General features: G+C 56.3%; 11 protein-coding genes. 3 read left to right on the forward strand and 8 right to left on the reverse strand.

Annotated features, from left to right (window positions below):
• Positions 1-242: 242 nt before the first annotated feature.
• The 8 genes from SK58_RS16160 to lrp all read right to left on the reverse strand — a co-directional run bounded on the left by SK58_RS16160 (position 243) and on the right by lrp (position 12,165).
• Positions 243-1,106: a dimethyl sulfoxide reductase anchor subunit family protein gene (locus SK58_RS16160; RefSeq protein WP_017693703.1), complete on the reverse strand. Its 864-nt coding sequence runs from the start codon at positions 1,104-1,106 to the stop codon at positions 243-245.
• A gap of 1 nt (position 1,107) precedes the next feature.
• Positions 1,108-1,725: a DMSO/selenate family reductase complex B subunit gene (locus SK58_RS16165; protein ID WP_017384835.1), complete on the reverse strand. Its 618-nt coding sequence runs from the start codon at positions 1,723-1,725 to the stop codon at positions 1,108-1,110.
• Between the two features lie 10 nt (positions 1,726-1,735).
• Positions 1,736-4,180 (reverse strand): dimethylsulfoxide reductase subunit A, encoded by a 2,445-nt coding sequence (gene dmsA, locus SK58_RS16170; RefSeq protein ID WP_015570977.1) that lies wholly within the window; start codon positions 4,178-4,180, stop codon positions 1,736-1,738.
• Between the two features lie 212 nt (positions 4,181-4,392).
• Positions 4,393-5,685, reverse strand: coding sequence for a serine--tRNA ligase (gene serS, locus SK58_RS16175; protein ID WP_008499983.1), 1,293 nt, complete (start codon positions 5,683-5,685; stop codon positions 4,393-4,395).
• A 92-nt stretch (positions 5,686-5,777) separates the two neighbouring features.
• Positions 5,778-7,121, reverse strand: coding sequence for a replication-associated recombination protein RarA (rarA, locus tag SK58_RS16180; protein WP_048220197.1), 1,344 nt, complete (start codon positions 7,119-7,121; stop codon positions 5,778-5,780).
• A 9-nt stretch (positions 7,122-7,130) separates the two neighbouring features.
• Entirely contained in the window at positions 7,131-7,745 is a 615-nt protein-coding gene (lolA, locus tag SK58_RS16185; protein WP_017384837.1) for an outer membrane lipoprotein periplasmic chaperone LolA, read from the reverse strand.
• Between the two features lie 127 nt (positions 7,746-7,872).
• Complete coding sequence (locus tag SK58_RS16190) at positions 7,873-11,535, reverse strand: DNA translocase FtsK 4TM domain-containing protein (RefSeq protein ID WP_048220198.1); 3,663 nt, start codon at positions 11,533-11,535, stop codon at positions 7,873-7,875.
• Positions 11,536-11,670: 135 nt separating this feature from the next.
• Complete coding sequence (gene lrp, locus SK58_RS16195) at positions 11,671-12,165, reverse strand: leucine-responsive transcriptional regulator Lrp (protein WP_000228469.1); 495 nt, start codon at positions 12,163-12,165, stop codon at positions 11,671-11,673.
• Between the two features lie 543 nt (positions 12,166-12,708).
• Here lrp and trxB point away from each other — a divergent pair.
• From trxB to cydC, 3 genes are all read left to right on the forward strand, one after another.
• Positions 12,709-13,677: a thioredoxin-disulfide reductase gene (trxB, locus tag SK58_RS16200; RefSeq protein ID WP_003858303.1), complete on the forward strand. Its 969-nt coding sequence runs from the start codon at positions 12,709-12,711 to the stop codon at positions 13,675-13,677.
• Positions 13,678-13,791: 114 nt separating this feature from the next.
• A complete protein-coding gene (gene cydD / locus SK58_RS16205) occupies positions 13,792-15,558 on the forward strand; it encodes a heme ABC transporter permease/ATP-binding protein CydD (protein WP_015570980.1) in 1,767 nt (588 codons plus the stop codon).
• Positions 15,558-17,279, forward strand: coding sequence for a heme ABC transporter ATP-binding protein/permease CydC (gene cydC, locus SK58_RS16210; RefSeq protein WP_045334219.1), 1,722 nt, complete (start codon positions 15,558-15,560; stop codon positions 17,277-17,279). Before cydD ends, cydC begins: the two co-directional genes overlap by 1 nt.
• Positions 17,280-17,324: the final 45 nt, after the last annotated feature.

The following is a 17,324-nucleotide window of genomic DNA, read 5'->3' on the forward strand; positions in this document are numbered from 1 at the left end:
TGCGCATCATGCCACTGGCAAAAACAAAGTCAATCCACCGATTCAGGCGTCACGCACGTTATGCGCCTTGTCGATTTAAAAAACTCATCCTGCTAATGCAAAGCCTGCTACTGATATTAATTATCTATTTGTTTTTATTTATTTCCGGGAATTTTTACAACGAAACATCAGTCGAAAAATTTCATGAATGAAAAAAGAAAAGCCGGGCGCTATGTCCCGGCTTTTTATAACAAAATCTAAAATTAGCTGGCGATAGCCATACCGACCGTCATATGCAGACCGTAAAATACGCCGCGACCAATTAACTCCCCTGCCAGCACCAGCACAAAGGCCAGGGACAGTAACGGCAGCGCAGGCGAGTAACCTTTAAGCTGAGGGGCAATCCAGCACACCAGCGCCGCCGTCAGCAGCACCACACGCCAGGCCATCAGCGAACCGTAATCCGGCACCAGCGCCGAAGCCTGCTGGATAGAGCTGTGAATGGTCGCCAGCTCCGCTCCCTGCATGAGCGCGACAACGGTACTGATTACCAGCGCCAGCAGCGAGACCGCGGGCAGCAGGCGCATCGCCCAACCATTAATGCCAGCCACACGCAGCAGCAGATAACCCAGCAGCGGCCCGCCAATAAACATGGTCAGGAAGAAGCTCATCGGCGTCCAGACGCTGTACCAGGTCGGAACGGTATCGATGGTGTTGTACACCCGGACCATCATCCAGACGAAGACAACGCCCAGTACCATGGTGACGATGAGCCACAACGCGCGTAACCCTGACGGCAGCTTTTTCACCGCTGCCAGTAACCACCCCAGCCCGCCAACGGCAAAGAAGATTGCCCCGCTGGCAATCTCGTTACTCAGCGAAGAGGCACCTACGCGGTTCAGGGAGTTGAACGCGCGCATCGGTGAGCCCAGGTGCAGCGTAGAGGCGATAAACCCAATGCCCATCAACACCCACAGGCCAAACATGCTTAACACCAAACGCTGCTGCTGTTCAGCATTGAGGTTCCCTTTTAACAGCGCCAGCGCAAGGACGATAAACCCGCCCGCCACGCACTGCCCAAAGACCGTGAAGATCATCAGCGGCCATTCATGCCATCCACTTCCCATCTCACACCTCCTTCGGGTTTGCCAGGTAGCCGGTGGTGTCACCCGTCGGACGGCTGTTGGCGTTAGGTTTAATCACAATACTCGGCTTCGTGAAGTGCGCAGACGGCAGCGGCGCGACGGCAGCAAGCTGACCGTGTTTTTTGCGCAGCTCCTCAATCGGGCCAAAGTCCAGCGCGCGCAGCGGGCAGGACTCGACGCAGATGGGCTTTTTGCCGTCCGCCACGCGGCTGTGGCAGCCGTCGCACTTGGTCATGTGGCCTTTGGCGGCATTGTACTGCGGCGCGCCGTACGGACAGGCCATGTGGCAGTAGCGACAGCCGATGCAGACATCCTCGTCCACCACCACAAAACCGTCGTCGCGCTTGTGCATTGCCCCGCTCGGGCAGACCTTGGTGCAGGCCGGATCTTCGCAGTGGTTGCAGGCAATCGACAGGTAATAGGCGAAGACATCCTGATGCCAGACGCCGTTGTCCTCCTGCCAGTCGCCGCCCGCGTATTCATAAATACGACGGAAGCTAACGTCCGGGGTCAGATCTTTGTAATCCTTGCAGGCCAGCTCGCAGGTTTTGCACCCGGTGCAGCGGCTGGAATCAATAAAAAATCCATACTGGGTTGTCATCGGTTACTCCTTACGCCTTTTCAACCTGAACGAGGTTTGTGTGGGATGGGTTGCCCTTCGCCAGCGGCGACGGACGCTGCGTAGTGAGAACGTTGATGCAGCCCGCCTGATCGATACGGTTCGCATCCGGGTTATACCAGGCCCCTTCCCCCAGCGCGACAACGCCAGGCATCATACGCGGAGTCACTTTAGCTTCGATATGCACTTCGCCACGTCCGTTGAAGATACGTACGCGATCGCCATTACTGATGCCGCGCGCTTTCGCATCCATCGGGTTGATCCACATCTCCTGTCGGCAGGCCGCTTTCAGTACGTCAACGTTGCCGTAGGTGGAGTGAACACGCGCTTTGTAGTGGAAACCGGTCAACTGAAGCGGGAATTTCGCCGTCAGCGGATCGTTGTAGTTTTCGAAGCCTGGCGTATAAATCGGCAGCGGATCGATAACATCCCCTTCCGGCAATTCCCACGTTGCAGCAATTTTTGCCAGCTCTTCGGAGTAGATCTCGATTTTGCCCGACGGCGTGGTCAGCGGATTGGCCTGCGGATCGTCGCGGAAGGCTTTATACGCCACGTGATGCCCTTCGGGATCGCGCTGCTTGTACATGCCCTGCTTGCGGAAGGTATCGAAGTCCGGCAGGTCAGGAATGGCTTTGCGTGAGAGCTCGTGCAGATGGCGCATCCACCCTTCCTGAGTACGTCCTTCAGTGAACTGCTGCTCAACGCCAAGACGTTTCGCCAGCTCGGAAGTCATCTCATAAATGGTTTTGCACTCGAAGCGCGGTTTGATGGCCTGGTCAGTGAAGATCACATAGGACATGTTGCCGCAGGAGGCGTCCAGCGCGAAATCCATCTGCTCAGACGCGGTGCAGTCTGGAAGCAGAATATCGGCATACTTCGCCGATGAGGTCATGTGGCAGTCGATCACCACAATCATTTCGCACTTCTTGTCGTCCTGCAAAATTTCATGGGTGCGGTTGATTTCAGAGTGCTGGTTGATCAGGCAGTTACCGGCGTAGTTCCAGATCATTTTGATCGGCACGTCCAGCTTATCTTTGCCCCGAACACCGTCACGCAGCGCGGTCATTTCCGGGCCGCGCTCGATCGCGTCCGTCCACATAAACATGGAGATGCTGGTCTGAACCGGGTTATCCAGCGTTGGCATACGTTCAAACGGGACTTCATACGAGCCTTCACGCGCCCCGCTATTACCGCCGTGAATACCAACGTTGCCAGTCAGAATCGAGAGCATAGAAATAGCGCGGGTGGCAATTTCGCCGTTCGCGTGACGCTGTGGTCCCCATCCCTGGCTGATATAAGCCGGTTTTGCTGAACCAATTTCACGGGCCAGCTGAACAATACGCTCGACTGGAATGCCGGTAATGGTGGATGCCCACTCAGGGGTTTTCGCTACCCCGTCGCTGCCCTGACCAAGAATGTACGCTTTGTAATGCCCGTTAGCCGGTGCGCTGGCTGGCAGGGTCTTCTCGTCATAACCAACGCAGTATTTATCAAGGAACGGCTGATCGACGAGGTTTTCAGTGATCATCACATACGCCAGCGCATTGACCAGCGCCGCATCGGTACCAGGGCGAATAGGGATCCACTCGTCTTCACGTCCCGCGCCGGTATCGGTATAGCGCGGATCGACGATGATCATACGTGCGTTGGATTTGGCGCGCGCCTGCTCAAGATAATAGGTTACCCCACCGCCGCTCATCCGGGTTTCGCCTGGGTTGTTACCGAACAACACCACCAGTTTACTGTTTTCGATATCCGACGGGCTGTTACCGTCTGCCCAGCCGCCGTAGGTGTAGTTCAGACCCGCAGCAATCTGTGCGGAAGAGTAGTCGCCGTAATGATTGAGATAGCCGCCGCAGCAGTTCATCAGGCGCGCCACCAGCGTTTTACCCGGCGGCCAGGAGCGGGTCATGGTACCGCCCAGCGTCCCGGTGCCGTAGTTGAGGTAGATGGATTCGTTGCCATACTCTTTGATCAGGCGCTGCATGTTAGTCGCGATAATATCGTAGGCTTCGTCCCAGCTAATACGCTCGAACTTCCCTTCCCCACGCTTACCGACGCGCTTCATTGGGTATTTCAGACGATCCGGGTTATAAACGCGACGGCGCATTGAACGGCCACGCAGACAGGCACGAACCTGATGTAACCCTTCGTAGTTATCATCGCCGGTATTGTCTGTTTCGACATATTTGATTTCACCGTCCACAACATGCATACGCAGAGGACAACGGCTACCACAGTTAACGGTACAGGCACTCCACACCACTTTTTCCGGGGCTGAAGCGGGAGACAGAGCCTCCGCCGCCGACGCCAGACGGGTAAAAGGGAGCGTAAAGGCGCTGCTGGCAACCGCCAGACCGCCTATTGCCGTGGTTTTCATCAACCCACGGCGAGTGACCTCGGCAGCCATTAACGCTTCAGGCGCTTTGATTTTCATAAAGACTCACTTTGGTTGCTCACAAAGAAAAGAGAGGCGGCGTAAACCGCTATGTAGTTTTATTTATAACGAATTACAACGTTACTGGTGTTTTATGCTAACTTTCGTTCGGAGAAGTATTACTACTTTAGAGTGAGGAGGTATTGCGTCGTATCAATTCAGAGGGATAAAAAAAGCGCCCGAAGGCGCTTTTATGCATGAATGCAAAATCATTAGCCGATGTACTGCTGACCTTTCATGTATGGACGCAGCACTTCTGGGATCTCAATACGTCCATCAGCCTGCTGGTAGTTTTCCAGCACAGCAACCAGCGTACGGCCTACTGCCAGACCGGAACCGTTCAGGGTATGAACCAGACGGGTTTTCTTGTCAGATTTGCTGCGGCAACGCGCCTGCATACGACGCGCCTGGAAATCCCAGACGTTGGAGCAGGAGGAGATTTCACGGTAGGTGTTCTGCGCAGGCACCCAGACTTCAAGGTCGAAGGTTTTGCAGGCACCGAAGCCCATGTCGCCGGTGCACAGCGCCATACGGCGGTACGGCAGGCCCAGCAGCTCCAGCACTTTCTCAGCATGACCGGTCATCTCTTCCAGCGCGTCCATAGACTCTTCCGGACGAACGATCTGCACCATCTCAACTTTATCGAACTGGTGCATACGGATCAGACCGCGCGTATCGCGACCGTAAGAACCGGCTTCAGAACGGAAACATGGAGAGTGCGCGGTCAGTTTGATTGGCAGATCGTCTTCGTCGATGATCTCATCACGCACGAGGTTGGTCAGCGGCACTTCCGCGGTTGGGATCAGCGCGTAGTTGCTGCTGTCTGCTTCCTCGTCCAGCGGACGGGTGTGGAACAGATCGCCGGCAAATTTCGGCAACTGGCCGGTACCGTACAGCGTATCGTGGTTAACCAGATACGGAACGTAGGTTTCGCTGTAGCCGTGCTGCTCGGTGTGCAGATCCAGCATGAACTGCGCCAGAGCGCGGTGCAGATGGGCAATTTGACCTTTCATGACCACAAAGCGAGAACCCGTCAGCTTAACCGCAGCCGCAAAGTCCAGGCCCGCATGCATTTCGCCCAGCGTCACGTGATCGCGCACCTCGAAGTCAAACTCGCGAGGCGTGCCCCAGCGTTTCACTTCAACGTTGTCGTTTTCGTCTTTGCCGACAGGCACGCTGTCGTCAGGAATGTTCGGGATCGCCAGAGCGATATCACGAATTTCAGCCTGAAGAACATCCAGTTCAGCTTTCGCCTGATCCAGCTCTTCACCCAGTTTGTTCACTTCCAGGCGTAATGGCTCAATATCTTCCCCGCGCGCTTTCGCCTGGCCAATGGATTTCGATCGAGAATTACGCTCTGCTTGCAGATTTTCAGTTTGTACCTGCAAAACTTTACGACGCTCTTCAAGAGCGCGCAGCTTATCTACATCCAGCTTAAAGCCCCGGCGTGCCAGTTTTTCAGCGACTGCGTCTGGCTCATTACGCAGCAGATTGGGATCGAGCATGCTTATCCTGTGCTTATCGAATTAAAAAAGGAAAAAGTGACCACAGCCTGCGGCCACAGAGATATATTGCCAACATTACCGCAACGATTGAACTAACGGTAGCGTTTTATAGGGCTATTTTGATCCTGTCCGGCAAGCCAGGCGAGCTTTTCGCCAATCTTACCCTCAAGACCTCTGTTTGTGGGATGATAATAGCGGGTTTGTGCCATCTCCTGCGGGAAATACTCTTCCCCGGCGGCGTAGGCATTGGGTTCATCATGGGCGTAGCGATACTCCTGCCCATACCCCATCTCTTTCATCAATTTAGTTGGCGCATTGCGCAGATGAACCGGCACATCGTAGTCCGGACGTTCACGTGCATCTGACATCGCCGCTTTGAAGGCGGTATACACCGCGTTACTTTTCGGCGCGCAGGCCAGATAGACAATTGCCTGCGCAATGGCACGCTCACCTTCCGCGGGTCCGACGCGGGTAAAGCAGTCCCAGGCGGAAATAGCGACCTGCATGGCGCGTGGATCGGCATTACCGACATCTTCTGACGCGATGGCCAGGCAGCGACGCGCGACATATAACGGATCGCCACCGGCGGTAATGATACGCGCGTACCAGTAGAGCGCCGCATCCGGGGCGCTGCCGCGCACGGACTTATGTAATGCCGAGATCAGGTCGTAAAAACGATCGCCTTTATTATCGAAGCGTGCGCTGAGCTCACCGGCTATTTCGGTCAGCAGCTCCTGCTTTAGCACCCGCTTTCCGGCATCATCCACTTCGGCCATATCGGCCATCATTTCCAGCGTATTCAGCGCCCGACGCGCATCGCCGTTGACCAGTTCAGCGATCGCACGACGCGTGTCGTCCGGCAGAACGATATCCTGTCCGCCGTAACCCCGCGCTTTGTCCTCCATCGCCTGGGTCAGAACCTTTTCGATATCCTCTGTGGTCAGGGATTTAAGCAGGTAAACGCGGGCGCGGGAAAGGAGCGCAGAGTTCAGCTCAAACGACGGGTTTTCCGTGGTTGCGCCGATGAAGAAAATCGTGCCGTCTTCAATGTGCGGCAGAAACGCATCCTGTTGGCTCTTGTTGAAGCGGTGGACTTCATCAACAAAAAGAATGGTGCGGCGCCCGGCATTACGGTTTTGCCGCGCGCGCTCGATCGCCTCACGAATCTCCTTTACGCCGGAGGTAACCGCCGAGATGCGCTCAACGTCCGCGTTAGCATAGCGGGCGATCACTTCAGCGAGGGTTGTTTTGCCGGTGCCGGGTGGCCCCCAGAGGATCATGGAGTGCAGATGCCCGGCCTCTATGGCGCGCGGCAAGGGTTTCCCCGCAGCCAGCAGGTGTTGCTGGCCGATGTACTGCGCTAAATTTTCTGGCCGCATACGGGCGGCCAGAGGTTGAAACGCATTATCTGAAAAATCGAGCGACAGGTTGCTCACTCATGCCTCTTACTTATTACGTTGGTCGTCCACCGTTACGCCCTGCGGCGGGGTAAAGGTGAATTTCGAAGCATCTACAGCGCCGTTTTGCTGAGACTTAAGCTGATAGCTACTGCGCTGATCGTCCTGCTCAACCGCACCGAACTGATTAATGGTACCGTTGCTGCTCACGTTAATGGTGAACTGCTTCAGGTTACCGTTGCTGCCTTTTGGCGTCAGGACGAACTCATCACCGTTTTGTTTAATGTTGTACTGCTGCCAGTCGCTGGACTGGTTACGGGCAATGAGCATAAACGGCGTATTGCTGGTCGCGTCTTTCAGCCAGGTGGCGGTCGCCTGCTCAACAAACGGATTGTAGAACCATAAGGTTTTCCCGTCGGACACCAGCACGCTTTCATCCGGCTGGGTCATGTGCCAGTTGAAGAGATTCGGGCGTTTCACCCACAAATCCCCCTGACCTTCCTGCACCGCGTTGCCACTGCCGTCAGTCACTTTTTGCGTGAAGCTGGCGTGGAAGCTGCTCACTTTATCCAGTCGGCTTTTAAGGTCGCTGGCTGCATCAGCCCAGACGCTGCTGGCAACAAAACTGGAGAGTAATGCACAGACGATGGCGATTTTTTTCATTGTTATTCCTTAAAATACGTCTTCCCGATATGGGGGTTCCGTTTCTATTCTGGACCTGCCCGAAGGCAGGCGACAGAAGAATATGCTTAATTTTTGCTGATTTACCCTTCTTTGCAATCGCTGAAGGTTAATCAAACGGCGGTGGCGCCAGCACCTCACGGTTACCGTTATGCCCCTGTTCGCTCACAATACCCTGGGCTTCCATCTGCTCGATAATACGCGCCGCGCGGTTGTAGCCAATACGGAACTGGCGCTGGACGCCGGAGATGGACGCCTTACGTTTTTCGGTAACGAAATTAACCGCCTGGTCAAATAACGGATCCAGCTCTTCGCCGCCGTCAAAACCACCGCCGCCACCTTCGCTTTCACTGTCGGAGGTGATGCCGTCAACGTATTGCGGCCGACCGCGCGCTTTCCAGTCCTGCACCACCGCGTGCACTTCCTGGTCGCGAACAAATGCACCGTGGACACGCACCGGCGAGGTGGAGTTCGGGCCGGAATAGAGCATATCACCCATCCCCAGCAGCGACTCTGCACCACCCTGGTCCAGGATAGTACGCGAGTCAATTTTACTCGACACGGTAAACGCGATACGGGTCGGGATGTTTGCCTTAATAAGTCCGGTGATAACGTCTACGGACGGACGCTGCGTTGCAAGCACCAGGTGGATGCCCGCCGCACGCGCTTTCTGTGCCAGACGCGCAATCAGCTCTTCCACTTTCTTGCCAACGGTCATCATCAGGTCGGCGAATTCATCCACCAGCACCACGATGTAAGGCAGTTTTTCCAGCACCGGATGCTGGGCATCCATGCTGTCACCCGGCTTCCAGTATGGGTCCGGAATCGGACGGCCCATACGTGCAGCCTCAGCGATTTTCTCGTTATAACCGGCCAGGTTACGCACGCCCAGCGCCGACATCAGCTTGTAGCGACGCTCCATTTCATTGACGCTCCAGCGCAATGCGTTGGCAGCGTCCTTCATGTCGGTCACTACTTCCGTTAACAGGTGCGGAATGCCTTCGTAGACGGACAGTTCAAGCATTTTCGGGTCGATCATGATGAAACGCACATCTTCAGGCTGCGCTTTGTAGAGCATACTAAGGATCATGGCGTTCACCCCGACCGATTTACCGGAGCCGGTGGTACCCGCAACCAGCAGGTGCGGCATCTTCGCGAGATCGGCAACCACCGGATCGCCAGCGATATCTTTACCCAACACCACGGTGAGAGGGGACGGGTTGTCGCGGAATTTGGTGTTATCCAGAACTTCACGCAGATAAACGGTCTGGCGTTTCTTGTTTGGCAGCTCAAGGCCAACGTAAGGCTTACCTGGGATCACTTCCACCACGCGTACCGCCACGGTCGACAGAGAACGCGCCAGGTCACGGGACAGGTTAGAAATACGCGCCGCTTTTACGCCTGGCGCCAGGTTCAGTTCGAAACGGGTGATTACCGGGCCAGGTGAGTAGTTCACCACGTCCGCTTTAATACGGAAGTCAGCCAGACGCGCTTCCACCAGACGGGCCATCTGCTCAAGGGCAAAAGTATCCACCGGTTCGACTTCCGCTGGCGGCGGCGTTAACAGATCCAGCGACGGCAACGGCGTACTTGGTCGTTGCAGCGGACGGCTGTCTCCGTTACGCATCAGCAGCGGGTGAATCAGGCTTTCCTGCGGCTGTGGTGCTGGCTGCTGGAACTGCGGCTGCGGCGGTTGGGCCGGCGGTGTATGCGGCTGCGCATAAGCCTGCGGCGCTGGCTGTTGTGGCTGCGCATTAACCTGCGGCGCTGGCGCCTGGCGCACCGGTTCCGCTTCTGGCATCACGCTCGGCGTGAACAGCGGTTCGCTCGGACCGTCATCCACCAGATCTTTCATCGGTGAAAATTCAAAATCCGAGAGCGAGAACGGGTTTGCCCCCGAAGGCTGCTCACCGGAATAACGTTGCTGTTGCGTGGCCGCAAACTGACGCGCTAATTCCGCTTCGGCAGCATCATCTTCATCCTGCTGAGAATGAACATCGTGTTGGTACTCATTCCCGTAGCGTTGAGTCTGCTGGGCGGCAAACTGACGCGCCAGCTCATCCTGATGCAGTTCGTCGGCATCATCTTCGTAGTCGGACTCACGGGCTTTTTCTTCCGCCATACGCTGGGAAGGCAGTTTAATGCCATAAGAGGCCAGCTCCCGGCGCGTCGGTACGCGCACGCGATTAGGACGCGGCAATTGTGGACCAATGCCCTCTTTTACCTGAGGACGCGGCGCACCATCGGTTGCCGGGCTGAATAGCGGAGCGGACGCGGCAGCGGCAGCGGCTGCCGTTGCCTGCTTCACGGTTTCCGCTCTCGACGCAACGGCTGGCGCTGGGTCTACAGGTGCAACGCTCGCAGAAGGCGCTTTTACAACAGACTCCTGCACCGGCTCAGGCACGGGCTGATACCAGGCGGCAAGCTGCTCGCGCTCTCGGGCACGGCGCTCTTCCACCTCTTCAAAATAGTACAATGGCGGACGGGATGGCTTCGCTTCCTCCACCACTTCGGGTTCAGACACCGGCGCAACGTATGGCTGTTCAGGTTCAGCAGGTTCGGGCGTATAAGCCTGATACGGCTGTTGCGGCTCGCTGGCAGGCTCAGGCGGCTGATACGGTTGCTGCTGCACAGGAATATAGCTTTCAGGCTCCGGCGCAATGGTCGGTTCAGGCGTATGGACGCCTGGCGCAGTCTGCCAGTCTACCTGCGGTTGCTGGATCGCGGACTCCGGTGCCGGAACAGGCGAGGACGGCATCACGGCTTCAACAGGCGCAACATGGGCCTGCGCAGCCGTCGTTGCGGCAGCAGCAGCGGCTACCGGTTCAGTCACGGAATGACCATGCAACAGCGGATCGTATTCGTCATACTCACCCGGCGTAGCTCGATGACCAGAGAACAACACATCATCAGGATCGACGGCCGCGCCGCGATACTCAATCTGCTCCTCTTCATCCATACGTTTGCCGGAGAAAAGCGCGGCATCCGTTTTACGGCCTAACGGGTTAGCGAATTTTTCAGCAACGCGCTGGCGGCGTGCCAGAGCACCGCGCAGAATACGGGCACGGCGGGATTCACGACGCTGCACAGGTGCCTCGTCTTCCTCTTCGTACTCATCTTCATATTCATCTTCATCGACCCACGTATCATCACGACGGGTGCGATTGCTGGCAAACGTCAGCAGAGTCAGAATAAAGCTGCCGATTTTTTCGGCAATGCTCACCCAAGACCAGCCGGTAAACAGCGTCAGGCCCGCTGCCCAGATACAAAGCAGCGCCAGCGTGCCGCCGCTGCTGTGAAGCATCGGTTGCAGCGCGGAGCTCAACAGGCTGCCAATCACCCCGCCTGAGGCGAAGTACCAGATGTCATCGGCGTTGATCGCCGCCAGTCCGCAGGAGGTGAGGATCAGTGCCAGGGCGCCAATCAGGCGCAGCGAAACGGCAAAATAATCGATGTAGTCGTCGTTCTGTCGATGACGCCAGGCAAACCAGCATCCGCCAATAATGATGACGGGAAGGGTATAGGCCATCACACCGAAAATGAAGAAGAGCGTGTCCGCAAGCCAGGCGCCGGGAACGCCGCCTAAATTATGGATAGGCTCATGCCATGCGGTTTGCGACCAGCTAGGGTCTGAGGGGTTGAAACTGAGTAAGGCAGCCATCAGCCAGACGGCAAAAAGGGCAATAACAATCAGTAACGCCTCAAGGAGACGACGTCCGCTGCTTAGCTTAGATAATGTGACTTCTTTGTCTTCAGTGTATTCCTGGCTCAAGAAAGGCTCTCCAGGTATCAGGCATGTCCTGCCTGTGTGCTAAAACGGACAACAGCGCCGGGACTCCCCGGCACTGTTGCTGTATGGATTAACAGGAGTGTAATCAAACTACACTGATTTTGCACCTGTTCCGTGTTAGCGCGTCTTAATAACCAGACGATTGCTCTGTTTGACCTCTTCCATCACCACATAAGTACGGGTGTCGTTCACGCCTGGCAGACGCAGCAGGGTTTCACCCAGCAGCTTACGGTAGGCGGACATATCAGGCACACGGGTTTTCAACAGGTAGTCAAAATCACCGGAAACCAGATGACACTCTTGAATTTCTTCAAGTTTTTGTACAGCGGCGTTAAATTGCTCAAACACATCTGGTGCACCACGATTCAGAGTAATCTCAACAAATACCAGAAGTGAGGCATCCAGATAATGCGGGTTCAGCAGAGCCGTATAGCCCTGAATAAAACCCTGTCTTTCCAGTCGACGCACACGCTCAAGGCACGGCGTCGGGGAAAGTCCCACACGTTTTGAAAGCTCGACGTTGGAAATACGCCCATCCTTTTGCAATTCATTAAGAATGTTACGATCGATACGGTCGAGATCTTTGCCAGGGCGCTTCTTGCTATCTACCATTATTATTGTCTCTCTGTATTCCTTCCCTACTCCTGCCTGGACCCTGTGCACATCACTGTTCAGAGCCTGGACCCGTTATTCATCACATCGCCTGGTTATGTATTAGACGCGATGTAGATTCGGGTTCTGCGGTAAGAAGACCGTTGCCCGAAAGCAGTCACAGACATCACGTATGGCGTCTGTCCACACCATGCGTAGATTTCACTGACCCGGTAAAAATGGCATTTCCGTGCATGTCTATGCGGCATGCAGTTCGTGCGTCTTTTTTTCTTCCTTGAATGTTTTCGCAAAAGCGCAGGGGATTGTCAAAGCAAAACATCGATTTTTAGTACAACATGCCGGATATTCATTACGGAGGGGTATTAATCCTCATTTTATTGCCTTATAAACGCGCGGTTTTCAGTAGCAGAAGTGATGTGACCGCCTCTGACCCATAGGGCGCGTCTATTGCATATATCGGAAGCAAAACTCTCCTGCTCTTTTTTTACGGCAACAAATTCCCTACAATCCAGCCCATTGCCTGCCAACAACAATGGGGATCTCATGGGCACGACCAAACACAGTAAGCTGCTAATCCTTGGTTCTGGACCTGCGGGATATACCGCAGCGGTCTATGCTGCACGCGCTAACCTGCAACCGGTACTGATCACCGGGATGGAAAAAGGCGGTCAGCTGACCACCACCACGGAAGTGGAAAACTGGCCTGGCGACCCGAACGACCTGACCGGGCCGCTGCTGATGGAGCGCATGCACGAGCATGCCGCCAAATTCGAAACCGAAATCCTGTTCGACCACATCAATAAAGTGGATTTGCAGAACCGTCCGTTCCGCCTGACGGGTGACAGCGGCGAATACACCTGCGATGCGCTGATCATCGCCACCGGCGCCTCTGCCCGCTATCTCGGCCTGCCGTCTGAAGAAGCGTTCAAAGGCCGCGGCGTGTCAGCCTGCGCGACCTGCGACGGTTTCTTCTATCGCAACCAGAAAGTTGCGGTTATCGGCGGCGGCAACACCGCTGTGGAAGAAGCGCTGTATCTGGCAAATATTGCCTCAGAAGTACACCTGATTCACCGTCGCGACACCTTCCGCGCGGAGAAGATCCTGATTAAACGCCTGATGGACAAAGTGGCGAGCGGCAACATTGTGCTGCATACCAACCGTACGCTGGAAGAAGTGACTGGCGATCAGATGGGCGTGGCGGGACTGCGTATCCGTGATACCCAGAACACCGATAACGTCGAAACGCTGGAAGTGGCAGGCCTGTTTGTGGCAATCGGTCACAGCCCGAACACGGCTATCTTTGAAGGCCAGCTGGAGCTGGAGAACGGCTACATCAAAGTGCAGTCTGGCATTCACGGCAACGCCACCCAGACCAGCGTTCCGGGTGTCTTCGCAGCTGGCGACGTGATGGACCATATTTATCGTCAGGCGATCACCTCTGCGGGCACCGGTTGTATGGCCGCGCTGGACGCAGAACGCTACCTGGACGGGCTGGCTGAACAAGGCAAATAATCTTTACAAGTCAGTAACAAACGTAAATAAAGGCGGCCACTGGTCGCCTTTATTTTTGCTCGCGTGTAACATGCAGAGGTCTAATTTCTTATAACGTCACCTGCAAAGTACGCAATGGAAAAAACCCGTCAACAAGAGTTAACCCGCTGGCTGAAACAGCAAAGCGTTCTGTCCCGCCGCTGGCTTATGATTTCCCGCGTTTTGGGATTCATCAGCGGTCTGTTGATTGTTGCCCAGGCATGGCTGCTGGCCCGCATTCTCAACCATATGATCATGGAGAACATCCCGCGCGAAGCGCTGCTGTTGCCGTTTATCGTTCTGGTGCTGGTTTTCGTTCTGCGTGCGTGGGTGGTCTGGCTGCGCGAGCGGGTTGGGTTCCACGCCGGGCAGCACATCCGCTATGAGATTCGCCGCAAGGTACTCGATCGGCTTTCGGAAGCCGGACCTGCGTGGATCCAGGGTAAGCCAGCCGGCAGCTGGGCGACGCTGATCCTTGAGCAAATCGACGATATGCACGATTACTACGCGCGTTATCTTCCCCAGATGGCGCTGGCGGTGTTTGTGCCCCTGATGATTGTTATCGCCATCTTCCCTGTTAACTGGGTGGCGGCGTTGATCCTGCTAGGCACCGCCCCGCTCATCCCGCTGTTTATGGCGATGGTCGGCATGGGCGCGGCAGATGCTAACCGTCGTAACTTCCTGGCGCTGGGTCGGTTGAGCGGTCATTTCCTGGACCGTCTGCGCGGAATGGAAACCCTGCGGATCTTCGGTCGTGGTGAAGCGGAAACCGAAAACATTCGCCTGGCGTCGCAGGATTTCCGTCAGCGCACCATGGAAGTGTTGCGCATGGCCTTTCTCTCTTCTGGCGTGCTCGAATTTTTCACCTCCCTGTCGATTGCGCTGGTGGCGGTTTACTTTGGCTTCTCCTACCTCGGCGCGCTGGACTTTGGCCACTACGGTACGGCGGTCACGCTTTCCGCCGGGTTCCTGGCGCTGATCCTGGCCCCGGAATTTTTCCAGCCGCTTCGCGATCTCGGCACCTTTTACCATGCCAAAGCGCAGGCGGTGGGTGCTGCCGACAGCCTGAAAACCTTCATGGAAACGCCGCTGGCGAATCCGGAGCGTGGTGAGGTAACGCTGAATACGAACGATCCGGTGACCATTGAAGCACAGGATTTTTCTGTTCTGTCGCCTGAAGGCAAAGTGCTGGCCGGTCCGCTGAACTTTACCCTGCCTGCCGGGCAACGTGTGGTGCTGGTGGGTACCAGCGGCTCAGGTAAAAGCTCATTGTTGAATGCTCTGTCAGGTTTTATGGCGTACACCGGATCGCTGCGTATCAACAAAACGGAGCTGCGCGAGCTCGATCCTGATGCCTGGCGTAAACAGCTGAGTTGGGTGGGGCAAAACCCTCAGCTGCCAGCTCCGACGCTGCGCGAGAATGTGCTGCTGGCACGCCCGGATGCGCGTGAAGATGAGCTGCAATCGGTCCTCGACCGCGCCTGGGTCAGCGAGTTTCTGCCGCTGCTTGCGCAGGGTGTCGATACCGTCATTGGCGATCAGTCTGCCGGGCTGTCAGTTGGCCAGGCACAGCGCGTCGCGGTCGCCCGTGCGCTGCTCAATCCCTCTTCGCTAATGCTGCTGGACGAACCTGCGGCCAGCCTGGACGCTCACAGCGAGCAGCGCGTGATGGATGCGCTTAACGCAGCCTCACGCCAGCAAACCACCCTGATGGTGACTCACCAGCTGGAAGGTATTGCCGACTGGGATCAGATCTGGGTGATGGAAAACGGACACATTGTTGAACAAGGCGATTACGCCGCGCTTGTTGCCGCGCAGGGGCCGTTTGCGACCCTGCTGGCGAACCGTCAGGAGGATATCTGATGCGCGCCCTGCTTCCGTATCTTGCACTGTATAAACGCCACAAATGGATGCTGACACTCGGGATCGTGCTGGCGATCGTTACTCTGCTGGCCAGCATCGGTCTGCTTACGCTTTCCGGCTGGTTCCTCTCCGCGTCTGCGGCCGCAGGCTTTGCCGGGCTGTACAGCTTTAACTACATGCTGCCTGCCGCCGGGGTGCGCGGCACGGCGATTACGCGAACTGCCGGACGCTACTTCGAACGTCTGGTCAGCCACGACGCGACCTTCCGCGTGCTGCAACACCTGCGTATTTACACCTTCAGCAAACTGCTGCCCCTCTCCCCTGCCGGGCTGGCACGTTTTCGACAGGGCGAATTACTCAACCGCGTGGTCGCAGATGTGGATACGCTGGATCACCTCTATCTGCGCGTCATTTCACCTATGGTGGGCGCGTTTGTAGTGATTGTCGTGGTCACGCTGGGGTTGAGTTTCCTGGATGTTCCCATCGCACTGACGCTCGGCGGCATCATGCTGATGACGCTGATTATTCTGCCGCCCCTGTTTTATCGTGCAGGTAAAACCACCGGGGAAAACCTGACGCGCCTGCGAGGGGAATATCGCCAGCAGCTCACCGCCTGGTTGCAGGGACAGGCCGAGCTCACCCTTTTTGGTGCCAGCAAACGGTACCGCGCCCGCATGGAAAATACGGAGCTGAACTGGCATGAAGCCCAGCGGCGCCAGTCTGAACTGACCGCGTTCTCCCAGGCGCTGATGATGTTAATTGGTGGGATTGCCGTTATCGCCATGCTCTGGATGGCCTCCGGTGGCGTGGGCGGTAACGCGCAGCCTGGCCCGCTGATTGCGCTGTTTGTTTTCTGTGCCCTGGCAGCCTTTGAAGCCTTAGCCCCGGTCACGGGCGCCTTTCAGCATCTCGGCCAGGTGATTGCCTCTGCGCTGCGCATTACGGATATTGCCGAGCAGGAGCCGGAAGTGAAGTTCAGCGCGGGTCAAACCGCTGTGCCAGAGCAGGTCGCGCTGACGCTCAGCAATGTCACTTTCGCCTACGACAAGCAGGCGCAAAACGCGCTGGAAGACATCACCCTTTCTGTTGATGCCGGGCAGCGCATTGCGATCCTTGGCCGTACGGGATGTGGGAAATCGACACTTCTGCAACTTCTCACGCGCGCGTGGGACCCACAGCAGGGCGAGATTCTGTTTAACGACGTTCCGCTGTCTGGTTTTAGCGAAGCGGCCTTGCGTAAAACGGTCAGCGTCGTGCCCCAGCGGGTGCATCTGTTCAGCGCTACGCTGCGCGATAATCTTCTTCTGGCGGCACCAGACGCCTCCGACGATACGCTGCGGGCAATGCTGGAGCAGGTTGGGCTGCACAAGCTGCTTGAAGACGACGGGTTGAACAGCTGGCTGGGTGAAGGGGGTCGACAGCTTTCCGGCGGCGAACTGCGTCGTCTGGCCATTGCGCGTGCGCTGCTGCACGATGCGCCGCTGATGCTGCTGGATGAACCGACAGAAGGACTGGATGCCACGACAGAGAGCCAAATCCTTGATTTACTGGCGAATGTGATGAAAGGTAAAACCGTGCTGATGGTCACGCACCGTCTGCGAGGGCTGGTGAATTTCGATCAGATAATTGTGATGGACAACGGACACATAATTGAGCAAGGTAGTCACGCAGAGCTGCTGGCAAAACAAGGTCGCTACTACCAGTTTAAACAGCGCCTGTAGACTATATTTGTAGCGTCCTCTCTCGCGTACTGGAGTTCTGTTGTC

It is taken from the genome of Enterobacter sp. BIDMC93, assembly GCF_001037805.1.
GTDB lineage: Bacteria > Pseudomonadota > Gammaproteobacteria > Enterobacterales > Enterobacteriaceae > Enterobacter > Enterobacter hormaechei_C.